This window comes from Bacillus sp. MC1252 (assembly GCF_056838025.1).
On sequence record NZ_CM166369.1, the window covers coordinates 2,710,825 to 2,724,449 of the forward strand.

Here is a 13,625-nt window from a genome sequence, read left to right on the forward strand (position 1 = left end):
CTATCTCCCTGCGCTTTTTTAACGAATCAAACCGTTCTTTTCTAAATAAGCAAGACTTTTTCTTAAGACATCATCTTTCATAATAAAACTGAAATTTTTATTTTTTGAGATGGATGTTGGTAAGTCTGCGAAAAGAACGGGTCCTTTCGTTTCAAAATACGTGTCTTGCTTGACAAGCCTTTCAATATCAGCGAAATAAATATTCTTCACAATGACCTTTTCTCTGCCAAGCACCTGATATTGACCAATATACGTTAATTCACGAACAACAGCACCCGTCTCTTCCTGAATCTCCCGTATAGCGGCTTGGTCCGCTTCTTCATTTGGCTCTACTTTCCCTCCTGGAAACTCATAGCCCCGATCCTCATGTTCAGTGAGCAGCCATTTCCCCTGGTAGCGGCAGATGGCCCAAACATGCTTAGGATGACTTGAAAAAGGCTTCTTTTCAAAAGAGAGCTTGACCGTATTATGATAATAGTCTTTAAATACATGCATGTGAAATCCCTCATATCCTGTCCTTGCTTCTTGTAAAACATCATACCACAGATCACATTTCTCTGAAGAATTTTTATCAAAAGTGAAACAAACGAGTGGTTCCATCTCGTCTGTATTTAAAATGAGGTATTCTCGCTAAAACCTTTTTATCATCTCCATTTTCGTCCATTTTTAATCATGAAACCTTCTTACCCCTTATGACGTAAATGAAACAGTGTTTGTCCTATAACGACGAGGAGGAAACCAGCATGAGCATAACAAATGGGTCAAAACAAGAAAAGAATCAGCCGCTTCCGCTCAGCAAAAACGAGAAAGAAGACGCACCTCATGAGGCGATCAAGAAACACCTCATAAAAGGGCAAAAGCTAGACTTGACGAAAGACAATCCACATATCGACCAAATTCATATCGGGCTCGGCTGGGATTTGTCTGGTCAGCCGATTGATTTAGATACGCAAGTTTTTCTCTTAAATGAGGAGGACAAGCTGTTGTCCCCAAAGCATCTGATCTATTATCATCAGCAGCAAAGCTTAGACGGAGCTGTTCGTCATCTTGGTGATCATCAGTTTGGCGGAGGATATCGAGACAATGAAATGATCATTATGCAATTAAGCAGAGTCTCACCTGATATTCATAAAATCGTCGTAACAGCGACGATACATGATACACACGAGCGCACGCATCATTTTGGACAAGTCACCAATGCCTATCTGCGCCTTTTTGATCAAATCTCGCAGCAAGAGATTTGTACCTTTCAGTTAACAGAGAATTATTCGTATTGTACATCCATCATTTGTGCTGAACTAACGAGAGATCAGCATGAATGGAAGATCACTGCCACCGGACAAGGTACCACCCTGGATTTAAACGATTTATGCCGCATTTATGGATTCACATCTTGACGCAGGACAGGAGGCCTCACCAATGGGATTTCATTTCAACACGATAGAAGAACTCACCTTACAAGCAGAAGGCAGTGGGATCTTTTTTGCTAAAAAAGGCGCCATGATTGCAGACCAAGGGACATTTCAATACCGAAAGAGATTACTTGGAACGAATAAAGGAAATATGGTCAGCCAAGTATTTAACCATATCAGCAGGAAATTGACAGGTGAAAACCTTGAGATGATGGAAGTGAGTGGTCAAGGTACTTGCTATTTAGCTGATTCAAGCGAGCACGTGACAGTGATTAATTTAGAGCCAAGCGGTCCTTGGCAGCATGTGAGCGTAGAAAGCGAAGATTTACTTGCCTTTACTGAGGAATGCCACTACGGCGTGACACCAGTAGGCGTTGGTATTTTATCACAGAAAGGGCTGTTTACCTCAAAGCTTTCCTATCAGGGGCACGGGGCCCAAGTTGCCATTAAAACGACTGGAAACCCGCTCATCCTAAAAGCACCTTGCCGTGTAGATCCTGACGCCATTGTCGCTTGGACGGGTAAAGCACCGAAAGTCAAATTAGATGTCAACTGGAAAACCTTCATTGGACAAACTTCTGGCGAATCCTACTTATTTGAATTCCAAGAACCAGACCAAATTGTCATTATCCAGCCATTTGAACGCACATCTGGGATGCGGGTCGGTTTAGATGATAACCGCTACAAGCCTCAGAGCCAAAGCGCCTCTCACGAATTAACAAATTCACATCAATCGCAGCAGGAAAATAGAGGCGGAATCAGTGATCTGATCGGAGGCATCTTAAATCCGCGAAAATAAAAGCATGTAGAAAATTCTACATGCCCAGCGTGTAGACAAACCCTCAAATTCGCCCGCAGGTTTGCGTGCCGGTGCTCACGAATGTCAAATTCGCTCCGCTCTGGCACTCGTCCTTCCTAGTCTTCAAAGGTTTTCTATCACGCTGAAAAGAAGACAAAAGGCTAAAATGAAGATCATTTTAGCCCTTTGTCAACAATCTGAGCAGCATGTAGAAAATCTCTACATGCTTTTTCAATTCATGAACCCATTTGTCTCAATAAAGTTCTTTGTCTCTTCATTCCCTAGCTCATAAATCATCGAGTAAATCTCTTTTCTTTTTCTGTCCATTTCGTCATTTGGACTATCATAATGATATTCAAGGAATGGAACATGTGCCCGAAAGAAGCCTTTCCAATCTGTCATATACTGCTCATCAAAATAGTCTCTCAGCTGCAAAATTTGATCATCGTCTGCTTCTATTTGAAATTGCCAAGCAGCCGCATCTCTGTGCTGTGATATTGACCCGTCTTGCACGGATACATAGTATGTGTGTCTCGCCATCTGATTCATCCTTTTTCCTTTAGTATGACCAGATATGGACAAATTACGGCTTTTTTCGCAATTTATTTTTAATCATGTCTAACACATCAATGAATAACTGTGGGATGGGAATTCCGAGGGCTTTAGCTGTCGAGACGATTTGGTAGGATTCATAAATGATATAAAAGATGAGCGCTAAATCCTTGATCGTCCCATTTGTCTTCAGCATGACATCGAAGAAATGTGCCATGGATATTAAGGAGATCGTCACAACCTTTCGAACTAGCCTAGTAAAAAACCGCTTCATTGTGAGCTGTCCAGTCACAGATTCTCTTAGGCTTGAACAAATTAATTCAATTGCCATCAGTGTCACTAATGTCATCAGTAAATATCCTGCTCCACCAAACAGAAAGCCCATTGCCGACAAACTAACTGTAAACAACGAAAAGATGCCTAAATCTTTGCTCACTTGGCATCAACATCCTTTCAGAGTGGAACTCTTTACGTGAATAGTATATGCCAGATCTGATCAATAGCTTGGACGACAAAAAATAAAGGCGGGGTCATTTTGCTCGAAAACACTGATAAAACCGTAAAAAAGCCGCCTGTGAAAGGCGACTTTCTTCGTTAAACCCTGACATCAATAAATGTAGCATCTGAATCTTTAGGCTGAACAGCTTGGGGCTGCTGCTGTACTTGATCCAGCATCACCATGGCTTGTGCTGTGTTGGTGGCAAGCTGTGAATTCAACAAACTAATATTGAGTGTTTTTTGAATACTTGCCACTTGCTGACTCATCATTCCTGCAATTGAGGACATCTTCTCCCCTCCCTTCTCTTTTCTCTTCGGCTTAAAGCCCTATGATTTGAATGGGCTGTCTGTCACAAATCCATCAAAAAAATGCCGATCTTATGATCGACATTTCTTCCACATTCGTATTATCCTAAAAATGCTTTTAGCATCCAGTTGTGTTTTTCAATGGATTGATGAATGGCTAGTAACATATCACCAGTTGTTTCATCGCCAACCTCTGCAGCCAGTTCCATTCCTTGCTTTAATTCCTCTGCAATATTGGAGAAATCATCAAATAGATTTTTCACCATTTGCTCAGCTGATTCTTTGCCTTCAGCTTCGTGAATGCTAGAGATTTCTAAGCACTCTTTCATTGTCGCAACAGGCTTTCCATTTAACGCAAGCATACGCTCAGCCAAATCATCAATATATGTGGCTGTTTCTGTATACAATTCCTCGAATTTTTCATGGAGTGTAAAGAAGTCTTTTCCCTTTACATACCAGTGATAGTTATGTAATTTCACATAAAGTACAGTCCAATCAGCTACTTGTTTATTGACGACGTTTAATAATTTTTCTGACATGTTGATTCCTCCTTATGTAGTTGCGCTTAGTATGAGAATACCCTTTTTTTATTATACTGAAACCTGCCATCAATTTCTTCTATTTTGACTGCATGAAATATATGTTAATATGGAAATAAGGAGGGAGTTAGATGCTGTTACTTGGGATTATCAGCTTTATCATTATCTCAATCGTTGTCTTTTTATCACTATGGACGACATCAAAGGCTTATGAATACAAGCATAAAGTCGATTCACCAAAGGATGCTGAACCAAACCAACGTCCTAACTCAAAATAAAACCGCTTTCAATGATGTGAGGTTTCTTCTTCAGTAGATGAACTTTCTTTTTTCACATTACCTACGTGGATGTTTGTCTTCGGCATATTATGCTGCTGTTTAGCTGTCACATGGACTTGTATGATATAAAGGCCATCTTTTTTGAAGGCTGTATGCAATTCATATACACCTTTATTTTCTTTCTTTGGCTGAATCATCTTGCTGTTATCCTTATCGCCATCTTTCCACACTTCAAATTGAACATCATCTGCATCATCAACAGGCGTATCACCATATGTGACAGCTGCTTTTACTATAACGCTTTCATTTTTCTCCACTTGCTCCGGTCCTGTAAGCTTAACTTCTAATAACTCAGGCACTTCCCCTTTGTCGTTGCTCGCTGCAGAGTTTCCACATGCACTAAGTAACACGAGCATCAGAATGATTCCCATCATTTTTCGCATCCAAGTTTCCCCCTTCTTTTATTGACATGTCCATTTTAACAAATATCCCCTGTTTTTACATCTGATGATCGATTTCATATAAAAAAACCGGACATCTGATATGCCCGGTTCACTATCCGATTAACCAAATACTTTTAAAAGCTCTTCTTGATCCTGTGAAAGCCAAAAACGCATTAAACGTTTTGCCCCTTCAAGATCATGAAGCTTCGCTTGACCGCATTGCTCTTCATTTGCAGCAGGAATTTCTGTTACCTCAACTGCATCCTTGAATGTTGCATCAAGCATTTCAACGATCTCTTTTGGTGTCGGTGCACCACTGACGACTAAATAGTAGCCTGTCTGGCAGCCCATTGGAGAAATATCGATGATATCAAAATGATCATATTTCTCTGAGTGTGTTCTAATATTAAACGCAAGTAAATGCTCTAATGTATGAATCGTATCAGGTTTCATCGCCTGCTTATTTGGCTGACAAAAACGAATATCAAATTTATTTACTTCTCCATCTGATCCCACTTTATGAACGCCGCAATGACGAACATATGGCGCTTTTACAGCATTATGATCAAGTTCAAAGCTTTCAACTGAAGGCATAATCACCACTCCTATAATTGCAATTTCCTATATTATAACATATTTCTCCGACCAGCTTAGTTTATAAAACTTTCCTTCCTTGTCCTTTTTTCTTATACTGTGAAAGACAGACAAGGAGGAACCTCGATGAAACCAATTTTTATCGGCATGATACGCTTTTACCAAAAATATATTTCCCCTCTTACACCGCCTAGCTGCCGGTTTTATCCAACCTGCTCAAACTATGGACTAGAGGCGATCAAAACGCATGGCGCTTTAAAAGGCGGCTGGCTCACAATCAAACGGATTTTAAAATGTCACCCGCTGCACCCCGGCGGCATCGACCCTGTTCCGCCTAAAAAAGAAAAATAAATTACTTTTCTTCATATCCGTTGACAACTAAGTCAAGCTTACCTGTTCCAGGATCAATCACAAGCCCGTGTACAGGCACATCTGATGGAAGAAGCGGATGATTTCTCACAACGGACACACTGTCCTTCACACTCTCTTCAACTGAGCTAAAGCTTTTGAGCCACTGTTTAAAATCGATTCCTGAGTATTCCAGTACTTCAATTCGTTTTTCTGGAATACCACGCTCAATGGCTTTATTTAAAAGGGTTTGGCTATCTATTTTGCTCATGCCGCAATCGTGATGCCCGATGACGTAAACCTCGTCAGCATTTAATTCATAGACAGCCACTAAAATGCTTCGCATAATACTTCCAAATGGATGAGAAACAAGAGCACCAGCACTTTTGACAATCTTAATATCTCCATTTTTCATGTTCATTGCACGTGGAAGTAGTTCAACAAGTCTTGTATCCATACATGATAGAACGACAGCTTTTTTCTGTGGAAACTTCGTTGTTGTAAATTCTTCGTATTTCTTCTCTTCAATAAATTGTTGATTGTATTCGATGATTTCGTCTAAAAGTTTCATATGTTTGTCCATTCCTTTATCTTTTTTTAAAAATAAATATAGCACAATGTTTGAAATTTCGTCACGTTTTGCGTCATATTTTTTTAGAGGAAACATCTGCTTGATGAAAAATTTTTATTTTCCCCTTTTCAAATCGTAATTATTACGATACAATAACTCAGGACATTAAATCGTAATCATTTCTATCTAATAGATTGAGAGGAGACATTTTTTAGATGAAAAAAATCTTTTTTATTTTAACAGCTGCTTTATTCGCGATCGGTCTTACCGCTTGCTCAAGCAGTGCGGGGACAAATGCTTCAAAAGGAAATGCAGACGGGAAATTAACCATTTATACCACGATCTTCCCAATTCAAGATTTCACTGAAAAAATTGGCGGCTCTCACGTTCATGCTCAAAGTGTGTACCCTGCCAATGCAGATGCACATAGCTTTGAACCAAGTTCAAAAACGATGGTTGAAATGGCTGAAGGTGACGCCTTTATTTACAGCGGTACAGGTGCTGAAGCATTCGCTGACAAAACAGCTGCTACATTAAAAGACCAAGGCGTGAAAACTGTCAAAGCTGCTGAAGGCATCAAACTGTTATCGACAAAAGAAGAACATGCACATGAAGAAGGCGACGACCACGATCATGAAGGTGAAGATCATGACCATGATGGACACGATCACGGGGATAAAGATCCGCATGCATGGTTAGACCCTGTCTATGCGCAGCAAATGGCGAAAAACATTAAAGAAACACTCGTTTCGTTAGATCCAGATCATAAAGATGAATACACAAAAAACTATGAAAAATTAAAAAAAGAATTACTATCTTTAGATCAAGAATTCAAAACAACGTTATCTAAAGCAAAACATAAAGAAATTCTTGTTTCTCACGCAGCTTACGGTTATTGGGAAAAGCGCTATGGTATTGAGCAGATCAGTGTATTAGGACTCTCCGCTTCTGAAGAGCCTTCACAAAAGAAGCTCCAAAATATTGTACAACAGGCAGAAAAGCATCACATTCAATATGTGATTTTTGAAAATAACGTCAGCAGTAAAGTCTCAGATACGATCCGCAGTGAAATTGGGGCAAAAAGCCTCACACTCAAAAATCTAGAATCCATTACTGAAGATGATGCCAAAAATGGCGAAAGCTACGTCAGCTTAATGAAACAAAATTTAAACACCTTAAAAACCGCTTTAAATGTTGAATGAAGAAATGAACCCCGTGCGATCAGCCGGGGTTTTTTTACTACACAAAAAAAACACACCATGATCAGGTGTGTTCCTTTGTTTACATTTGATATTTTTTCTTAAATTGCTCCGCTCTGCCGCCTTTTTCTCCGAATTTCTGGCGTCCTGTATAAAATGGGTGCGTATCAGAGCTTGTCTCTACTTTAATGACAGGATAAGTCTTCCCATCTTCCCACTCTACGGTCTCATGTGATGTCTTTGTTGATCTACTTAAGAAGCGGTAACCGCTGTTTACGTCCATAAATACAACTTCATGTGAGGTTGGATGAATATCTCTTTTCAATGTCAAAACTCCTTTCATATCAAAACGTAATGATTACGCTTTACAATTATATTCTACTCCCTCTTTTACAACTTGTCAAAAAACAAGCTTTCTTAGTCAGGAAGAATAATCTAAAAATGGTGGAGAATAATAAGCATCATGAAAAAGAGAAGCGATAAGAAAGGCGGAGAAAAAATTGACTGATCTCGTTTTAGCTAGAAGCCTGTTCGGCACAACAATGGGCTTTCATATTATTTATGCCTCGCTTGGCGTCGGAATCCCGCTAATGATTTTATTAGCTGAACTCATCTTCCAAAAAACGAAAGACCCGCATTATGCAGTCATGGCCAAGCGGTGGACAAAGGCACAGGCTGTCCTATTAGGCGTCGCCATTCCAACTGGTACCATTGCCGGTACGCAGCTTGCCCTTCTATGGCCGGGTTTTATGGAGGTTATCGGAAAGGTCATGTCACTTCCATTTCAGATTGAAATCTATGCTTTTTTTATTGAAGCATTATTTATGTCTATTTATGTGTACGCAGCGGATCGCCTCTCACCTGCTATGCGCATCATTACCGTTATTTTTGTTGTGATCGGCGCAGCCGCTTCAGCAATTCTGATTACAAACGTACATGCTTTTGAAGGAACACCTGCTGGCTTTCAGATGGTCAATGGAGAAATCACAAATATTGAGCCTTGGAAGGCCTTTTTCAATCCAAGTTTTGTTGTGACCGCTACACATGTCGTGCTGTCTGCTTTTACAACAGGTGCCTTTGTGATTGCTTCAGTGGCTGCTTTTAAAATGCTCAAAACAAGAAAGAATGAGAAGCTCTATTCGTTTCATCGAAAAGCCCTTTTTCTTGGACTCATTGTAGGTGGACTTTTCTCTTTTCTTACAGCTTTAAACGGTCACGAATCCGCTCAGCTCCTGTATGAATATCAGCCTGAAAAGTTAGCGGGTGCAGAAGGTTTATTTGAAACCCAATCACACGCGCCTCTTGCAATAGGTGGTTTTACTGATGTCGATTCGCAGGAAATTAAAGGTGCTATAGAAATCCCTTGGGCCCTTAGTTTTCTCGCAGGAAATAGCTTTGATACAGTGGTCAAAGGCTTAAATGATTTTCCTAGAGACGAGTGGCCGCCTTTATTTATTCACACGTTATTTAACGGAATGGTCATTATTGGATCAGTGCTCATTCTATTTGCTGTGTTAGCACTGCTCTACCGTAAAATTTTAAAACGTGAACATTATCCGAAGTGGCTCCTTTTTCTTTACTTATTCGGCGGACCACTTAGTCTTTTGGCCATTGAATTTGGCTGGATCTTTGCATGTACAGGCCGCCAGCCATGGGTCATTTATCGAATGCTCAAAACCTCAGAGGTCGTCACGTCATCAGGCTCTATTGGGACACTCTTCATCCTTTTTGCCATTGTCTATCTCATTTTAGGCATAGCAACCGTTATTGTACTAACGTACTACTTTAGAAAACATTCAATTGAAGAAGACCTACGGTTAACAGAATCTTAAAAAGGGAGCGATCTTGATGCAAATGGATGTTACAACTGATGCGCTTATTGCAATCACCATCTTATGGGGATTCGTTTTTATCTACGCAGTGATGGCATCAATGGATTTCGGCGCAGGATTTTGGTCGATGATTTATATGAATAGAGAGCAAACAAAGGCCGCTAATATTGCAAATAAGTACCTCTCTCCAACATGGGAAGTGACAAACGTATTCATTGTGGCCATCGTCGTCGCATTGTTTAGCCTGTTTCCAGGCGCAACCTTTGTGCTTGGCACCGTTTTATTAATACCGGGCAGCATCATTTTATTGCTTCTTGCACTGCGAAGCGGGTTTCTCGTATTTTCTCATTCACTGCCTAAAAAATACCGGAAAGCCGTCACATACATTTCAGGGATTAGCGGCTTTATCATTCCGTCCATCCTCATCATGGTTCTCCCGATTACCCATGGTGGATTTATCTTTCAGGAGAACAACGTCTACTCGTTAGATCTAGGACTGGTCTTTACAAGTGCAAATGTCTATTCCTTCGTGGGCTTTGCGATTTTCAGCACCCTTTTTCTCTCATCTTTGCTTTTAGCTGATTTCTCTAATGTGGCAGATGAAAACGAAGCCTACAGCATTTATAGAAGGGGAGCACTCATTACGGGTCCACTTTCTCTCATGATGGCCCTCTTTATCATGCTGACACTACGAAGCGAGGCCAATTGGCTGTTCTCAAAAATGATGGAGAACATCCCAATTCTTCTTGTTTCCCTGCTCATGTTTTTGCTTGCGGGATTGGCCCTATTTATACCAAACAGCCGATTTAAGCATCGGAAAGGGAGACCACGTTTAGCCGTCATTGCGATTACCATTCAATATTTCTTAGCAAGCTATGTGTATGGACGTGCTCATTTGCCCTATATGGCTTATCCAGATATTACAATCATGTCTGGATTTACAGACCCTGTCACATTTAGGGCATTATTTATAACGTATATTGTAGGTTTCATCATCTTATTTCCTGGGTTCTATCTCTTCTGGAAATTGTTTATGAAGGATAAGCGCTATATTCGCCAGGAAGATTAACATGAATGGACGACGTTCATTTCGGTTACATTATAAACGAAAGACATACTCAAAAGGAGGTCATCTGTATGAGTCAAAAAATCCTTTGTGAAGTAAATAACTGTTCCTATTGGAATGATGGAAATCGCTGTGGAGCAGATGCAATCTATGTCGTCAGCCACACAGGAAATACGGCTGCGAAAAGTGAAGAAACTGATTGTAAAACGTTTAAACCACAAGATCTTTAAGTCTCATTAAAGGAGGCGCTTCACTTTGAAACACGATCGGCTGCTTCAAACGTTTTTTGACGAAATTCATGACGCGGACGAAGCCGCATTTTATCAGGCAGCTCACTCCTTTTTAAACCTTTGGGATTATGAATATGGTCATGTAACAAACATGCCTAATGAGATGCATCAGTATATTGGACAGCTTGCTTACGACAGCGAGCTGGCAGAAGAGTAAGAAAGAGCGGATCACCGCTCTTTCTTTTTTTCAGACAGGAAGGAAAAACTTTCCCCCACTATACATATTTTCTATTGGATGTGCAAAAGGTGATGATCTCGTTTTCATTTTACAAAATCATGTTTTGTGAACACGTCAATTTTATCTGAGAAAGAACGGAGCGCTTGATAATCAACTTCCACACCCATTCCTGGTGAACGAGGAACCTCAATAAACCCGTTTTCAACTTTGATTTCAGGAAAAATGATATCCTGCTCCCAGTATTTTGACGAAGCTGAAATATCACCTGGGATTGTAAATTGCGGAAGCGAAGCAAGTGCCACGTTCTGCGCACGGGAAATGCCTGTTTCAATCATCCCCCCGCACCATAACGGAATTTGATGCTCCTTACAAAACGCATGAATTTTAAGTGCTTCTGTCAGCCCACCAACTCGTGAAGGCTTCACATTAATAATCTGACAGCTGCCTAGTTCTACAGCTTTTCGGGCATCGTCTAAAGAACAAATGCTTTCATCCAAACAAATAGGTGTTTTTAAATGCTTTTGCAAATGACGATGATCCACAATATCATCTGCAGCTAAAGGCTGTTCAATCATTAATAATCGAATGTCATCAAGCTGCTTCAGTTTACTAATATCCTTTAATTCATAGGCAGAGTTCGCATCCGCCATTAACGGAAGATCAGGGAAAGACTCTCTTATCTTTTGAAGGAGTCCAATATCTTGTCCCGGCTTAATCTTCACCTTCACACGCTGGTAGCCTTGGTCAACATATTGCTGAATTTGCTGAAGCATTTCATCAATGGGTCCTAAACCCGCCACAACACCAGATGGAATTCTCTCTTTCTTGCCGCCTAATACGTCGCGTAAGGACTTATTCTCACGCTTCGCATAAATATCCCAAACAGCCGCTTCAATTCCCGCTTTGGCCATTCTATTGCCTTTAAAGTGGTACAAGCTGTCTGGAATTTCTGAAGGGTGTGTAAAAGAACGCGTCAGCACGTTTGGAATAAAGAAAGCCCTTAGCATGTGATAACAGGTTTCGATTGTTTCTTCTGTATACCACGGGGAAGAGAAGGCAGACACCTCTCCCCACCCAGTCAATCCTGTTTGATCTTTTACCTCGACAATAATAAACTCACGCTCTGAGATTGTTCCTAAACTTGTTGTAAATGGCTGCTTGAGCTTCATCGTGACATGATATAAAATCACTCGTTCAATTTGAATCATCTAAAAAACCCCTTTGATCTTGAGTCTGTGCCTCTGCAATTTATTCGACGCATTTCTTGGCAGCTCGTCCACAAAGTGAAAAGCAGCTGGCCATTTATACTTGGCTAAATGCGACTGACATAAAGCATAGAGCTCATTCTCAGGTATCTTATGGTCTGTCACAAGAAAGGCAGCAGGTACCTCTCCCCATTTATCATCATATATACCCGTCACTCCGGCTTCTTTTACATACGGATGTGTTAAGAGAACCGCTTCAATTTCCGCAGGATAAATATTCTCTCCACCAGAAATAATTAAATCTGAACGTCGGTCGAGCACAAATAAAAACCCTTCCTCATCCACATAGCCAATATCCCCTGTTTTCAGCCAGTCTTGATCAAAAGCAGCAGCGGTTTCTTCTTCACGGTGAAGGTAACCTTTCATTACATTTGCACCTTTGACCATAATTTCACCATGCTCAAAAGGTCGACAAGTGCGTTCTCCACTTTGAATCTTCAGTTCACATCCAAATAGAGGTTTTCCCGCAGATCCAAGCTTTTCTACACTAAATTCAGGCGCAAGTGTCACAATTTGTGAGCAGGTTTCCGTCATACCGTACGATTGAAACACAGGAAAGCCCTTCTCTTTGCTCTCTTGAAGCATTGCATACGGCGCAGGTCCTCCGCCTAATAAAAGACAGCGTAAAGAAGACGGACATTCTTCTAGCCTGCTTAATAAACGGGATAACATCGTTTGAACAACTGATATCATTGTCACACGATGCTGTTCAATTGAATCCTTTATTTCATCAACGTCAAATTTTTGATGAAGCACGACGGTCATGCCATATATAACAGATTTAAATAGAGCTGATAAGCCGCTTATATGAAAAAGGGGCAGCGCAATGAGCCAGCGGTCGTTCTCTCTGATGCCTACATTCAATGCAGAGGAAACAGCACTATGAAAATGATTGCCAAACGTTTGCTCCACCCCTTTTGGACGCCCTGTCGTTCCAGATGTATACATGATGGTCGCTGTTTCATTCAAATCAAAGTCTTTCTCGATTTTCTTTTCATGATCTTGATCAGCTTCAGGTAAAGTTTCCATTGTATAAACAGGTAAATCACCATCATGATCCTTCGCATAAACAGGTTCTGTTAATAAAACCTTGGCTTTTGAATCTACAAGCTGATAGAGTCTTTCAGTTTTTGTTAACTTATTGTTCAATAGCACGATTTTTAATCCTAATAAAAAACAAGCATGAACAAGCATCACCATTTGAGGATGATTGTTCATCAAAAGCGCAACCGTCTCCCCTTTTTTCAGTGATGTACGTGCAAGTCTATTTGCAAGCTCATCTACTTCAAAGGCTAATTCGCGAAATGTCCACTTTTTATCTTGATAAATGAGCGCGACTCGGTCTGGCGTTAAATAGGCACGGTGCAGCAGCCAATTGGGTTGCTTCATCATGACACCTCCTTTTCGTAAAAGAAAACAGCTTAGTCTGATGCACTAAGCTGTTTTCATTCATAT

Annotated in this window: 20 protein-coding genes; 9 read left to right on the plus strand and 11 right to left on the minus strand. The window is 40.6% G+C overall.

Annotation, left to right across the window (positions count from 1 at the left end):
- Window positions 1–18 precede the first annotated feature (18 nt).
- Window positions 19–495 (minus strand): RNA deprotection pyrophosphohydrolase, encoded by a 477-nt coding sequence (ytkD, locus tag ACYH0L_RS13875; protein ID WP_230031096.1) that lies wholly within the window; start codon window positions 493–495, stop codon window positions 19–21.
- A 248-nt stretch (window positions 496–743) separates the two neighbouring features.
- On the opposite strand from ytkD, the gene ACYH0L_RS13880 reads away from it, so the two are divergent.
- Window positions 744–1,397, plus strand: a complete 654-nt coding sequence (locus ACYH0L_RS13880) for a TerD family protein (protein ID WP_230031097.1) — start codon at window positions 744–746, stop codon at window positions 1,395–1,397.
- A gap of 22 nt (window positions 1,398–1,419) precedes the next feature.
- Window positions 1,420–2,211 (plus strand): AIM24 family protein, encoded by a 792-nt coding sequence (locus tag ACYH0L_RS13885; RefSeq protein WP_099728602.1) that lies wholly within the window; start codon window positions 1,420–1,422, stop codon window positions 2,209–2,211.
- Between the two features lie 231 nt (window positions 2,212–2,442).
- On the opposite strand, the gene ACYH0L_RS13890 is transcribed toward ACYH0L_RS13885, so the two are convergent.
- The 4 genes from ACYH0L_RS13890 to ACYH0L_RS13905 all read right to left on the minus strand — a co-directional run bounded on the left by ACYH0L_RS13890 (window position 2,443) and on the right by ACYH0L_RS13905 (window position 4,106).
- Window positions 2,443–2,751 carry a hydrolase gene (locus ACYH0L_RS13890; protein WP_099728601.1) on the minus strand — a complete coding sequence of 103 codons (309 nt, stop codon included), beginning with the start codon at window positions 2,749–2,751 and terminating at the stop codon, window positions 2,443–2,445.
- A gap of 43 nt (window positions 2,752–2,794) precedes the next feature.
- A complete protein-coding gene (locus ACYH0L_RS13895; RefSeq protein ID WP_230031098.1) occupies window positions 2,795–3,199 on the minus strand; it encodes a phage holin family protein in 405 nt (134 codons plus the stop codon).
- A 158-nt stretch (window positions 3,200–3,357) separates the two neighbouring features.
- Window positions 3,358–3,549: a hypothetical protein gene (locus ACYH0L_RS13900; RefSeq protein ID WP_008342942.1), complete on the minus strand. Its 192-nt coding sequence runs from the start codon at window positions 3,547–3,549 to the stop codon at window positions 3,358–3,360.
- A gap of 119 nt (window positions 3,550–3,668) precedes the next feature.
- Window positions 3,669–4,106: a Dps family protein gene (locus ACYH0L_RS13905; protein ID WP_099728599.1), complete on the minus strand. Its 438-nt coding sequence runs from the start codon at window positions 4,104–4,106 to the stop codon at window positions 3,669–3,671.
- A gap of 131 nt (window positions 4,107–4,237) precedes the next feature.
- On the opposite strand from ACYH0L_RS13905, the gene ytzI reads away from it, so the two are divergent.
- Window positions 4,238–4,384, plus strand: a complete 147-nt coding sequence (gene ytzI, locus ACYH0L_RS13910; protein WP_099728598.1) for a YtzI protein — start codon at window positions 4,238–4,240, stop codon at window positions 4,382–4,384.
- Between the two features lie 8 nt (window positions 4,385–4,392).
- Here the strand turns inward: ytzI and ACYH0L_RS13915 are convergent, their stop codons facing one another.
- Window positions 4,393–4,827, minus strand: a complete 435-nt coding sequence (locus tag ACYH0L_RS13915) for a FixH family protein (RefSeq protein WP_099728597.1) — start codon at window positions 4,825–4,827, stop codon at window positions 4,393–4,395.
- A 120-nt stretch (window positions 4,828–4,947) separates the two neighbouring features.
- Window positions 4,948–5,421, minus strand: a complete 474-nt coding sequence (locus ACYH0L_RS13920) for an S-ribosylhomocysteine lyase (protein WP_099728596.1) — start codon at window positions 5,419–5,421, stop codon at window positions 4,948–4,950.
- Between the two features lie 126 nt (window positions 5,422–5,547).
- Between ACYH0L_RS13920 and yidD the strand changes: the two genes are divergently transcribed.
- Window positions 5,548–5,772, plus strand: a complete 225-nt coding sequence (gene yidD / locus ACYH0L_RS13925; RefSeq protein ID WP_099728595.1) for a membrane protein insertion efficiency factor YidD — start codon at window positions 5,548–5,550, stop codon at window positions 5,770–5,772.
- A gap of 1 nt (window position 5,773) precedes the next feature.
- Here the strand turns inward: yidD and ACYH0L_RS13930 are convergent, their stop codons facing one another.
- The gene (locus ACYH0L_RS13930) at window positions 5,774–6,340 is read right to left on the minus strand and encodes a beta-class carbonic anhydrase (RefSeq protein WP_099728614.1); all 567 of its coding nucleotides are present in this window, start codon (window positions 6,338–6,340) and stop codon (window positions 5,774–5,776) included.
- Between the two features lie 215 nt (window positions 6,341–6,555).
- Between ACYH0L_RS13930 and ACYH0L_RS13935 the strand changes: the two genes are divergently transcribed.
- Window positions 6,556–7,542: a metal ABC transporter solute-binding protein, Zn/Mn family gene (locus ACYH0L_RS13935; RefSeq protein ID WP_482354114.1), complete on the plus strand. Its 987-nt coding sequence runs from the start codon at window positions 6,556–6,558 to the stop codon at window positions 7,540–7,542.
- Between the two features lie 79 nt (window positions 7,543–7,621).
- On the opposite strand, the gene ACYH0L_RS13940 is transcribed toward ACYH0L_RS13935, so the two are convergent.
- Window positions 7,622–7,864, minus strand: a complete 243-nt coding sequence (locus tag ACYH0L_RS13940; protein WP_017358374.1) for a type B 50S ribosomal protein L31 — start codon at window positions 7,862–7,864, stop codon at window positions 7,622–7,624.
- Between the two features lie 175 nt (window positions 7,865–8,039).
- Between ACYH0L_RS13940 and ACYH0L_RS13945 the strand changes: the two genes are divergently transcribed.
- From ACYH0L_RS13945 to ACYH0L_RS13960, 4 genes are all read left to right on the plus strand, one after another.
- Window positions 8,040–9,371, plus strand: a complete 1,332-nt coding sequence (locus tag ACYH0L_RS13945) for a cytochrome ubiquinol oxidase subunit I (RefSeq protein ID WP_230031100.1) — start codon at window positions 8,040–8,042, stop codon at window positions 9,369–9,371.
- A gap of 22 nt (window positions 9,372–9,393) precedes the next feature.
- Entirely contained in the window at window positions 9,394–10,440 is a 1,047-nt protein-coding gene (locus tag ACYH0L_RS13950; RefSeq protein ID WP_180275559.1) for a cytochrome d ubiquinol oxidase subunit II, read from the plus strand.
- A 68-nt stretch (window positions 10,441–10,508) separates the two neighbouring features.
- Window positions 10,509–10,667, plus strand: a complete 159-nt coding sequence (locus tag ACYH0L_RS13955) for a DUF1540 domain-containing protein (RefSeq protein ID WP_099728591.1) — start codon at window positions 10,509–10,511, stop codon at window positions 10,665–10,667.
- A 25-nt stretch (window positions 10,668–10,692) separates the two neighbouring features.
- Entirely contained in the window at window positions 10,693–10,884 is a 192-nt protein-coding gene (locus ACYH0L_RS13960; protein WP_099728590.1) for a hypothetical protein, read from the plus strand.
- A 104-nt stretch (window positions 10,885–10,988) separates the two neighbouring features.
- Here the strand turns inward: ACYH0L_RS13960 and menC are convergent, their stop codons facing one another.
- Together menC and ACYH0L_RS13970 are read right to left on the minus strand one after the other, a co-directional pair.
- Window positions 10,989–12,113, minus strand: a complete 1,125-nt coding sequence (gene menC, locus ACYH0L_RS13965) for an o-succinylbenzoate synthase (RefSeq protein ID WP_099728589.1) — start codon at window positions 12,111–12,113, stop codon at window positions 10,989–10,991.
- Window positions 12,114–13,562 (minus strand): o-succinylbenzoate--CoA ligase, encoded by a 1,449-nt coding sequence (locus ACYH0L_RS13970; protein ID WP_327924843.1) that lies wholly within the window; start codon window positions 13,560–13,562, stop codon window positions 12,114–12,116.
- Window positions 13,563–13,625 lie beyond the last annotated feature (63 nt).

Bases quoted from the DNA above. Each gene is read 5' to 3' on its own strand.
- ytkD (WP_230031096.1), bottom strand. From the start codon at position 495: ATGCATGTATTTAAAGACTATTATCATAATACGGTCAAGCTCTCTTTT.
- ACYH0L_RS13880 (WP_230031097.1), top strand. From the start codon at position 744: ATGAGCATAACAAATGGGTCAAAACAAGAAAAGAATCAGCCGCTTCCG.
- ACYH0L_RS13885 (WP_099728602.1), top strand. From the start codon at position 1,420: ATGGGATTTCATTTCAACACGATAGAAGAACTCACCTTACAAGCAGAA.
- ACYH0L_RS13890 (WP_099728601.1), bottom strand. From the start codon at position 2,751: ATGGCGAGACACACATACTATGTATCCGTGCAAGACGGGTCAATATCA.
- ACYH0L_RS13900 (WP_008342942.1), bottom strand. From the start codon at position 3,549: ATGTCCTCAATTGCAGGAATGATGAGTCAGCAAGTGGCAAGTATTCAA.
- ACYH0L_RS13905 (WP_099728599.1), bottom strand. From the start codon at position 4,106: ATGTCAGAAAAATTATTAAACGTCGTCAATAAACAAGTAGCTGATTGG.
- ytzI (WP_099728598.1), top strand. From the start codon at position 4,238: ATGCTGTTACTTGGGATTATCAGCTTTATCATTATCTCAATCGTTGTC.
- ACYH0L_RS13915 (WP_099728597.1), bottom strand. From the start codon at position 4,827: ATGCGAAAAATGATGGGAATCATTCTGATGCTCGTGTTACTTAGTGCA.
- ACYH0L_RS13920 (WP_099728596.1), bottom strand. From the start codon at position 5,421: ATGCCTTCAGTTGAAAGCTTTGAACTTGATCATAATGCTGTAAAAGCG.
- yidD (WP_099728595.1), top strand. From the start codon at position 5,548: ATGAAACCAATTTTTATCGGCATGATACGCTTTTACCAAAAATATATT.
- ACYH0L_RS13930 (WP_099728614.1), bottom strand. From the start codon at position 6,340: ATGAAACTTTTAGACGAAATCATCGAATACAATCAACAATTTATTGAA.
- ACYH0L_RS13935 (WP_482354114.1), top strand. From the start codon at position 6,556: ATGAAAAAAATCTTTTTTATTTTAACAGCTGCTTTATTCGCGATCGGT.
- ACYH0L_RS13950 (WP_180275559.1), top strand. From the start codon at position 9,394: ATGGATGTTACAACTGATGCGCTTATTGCAATCACCATCTTATGGGGA.
- ACYH0L_RS13955 (WP_099728591.1), top strand. From the start codon at position 10,509: ATGAGTCAAAAAATCCTTTGTGAAGTAAATAACTGTTCCTATTGGAAT.
- menC (WP_099728589.1), bottom strand. From the start codon at position 12,113: ATGATTCAAATTGAACGAGTGATTTTATATCATGTCACGATGAAGCTC.
- ACYH0L_RS13970 (WP_327924843.1), bottom strand. From the start codon at position 13,562: ATGATGAAGCAACCCAATTGGCTGCTGCACCGTGCCTATTTAACGCCA.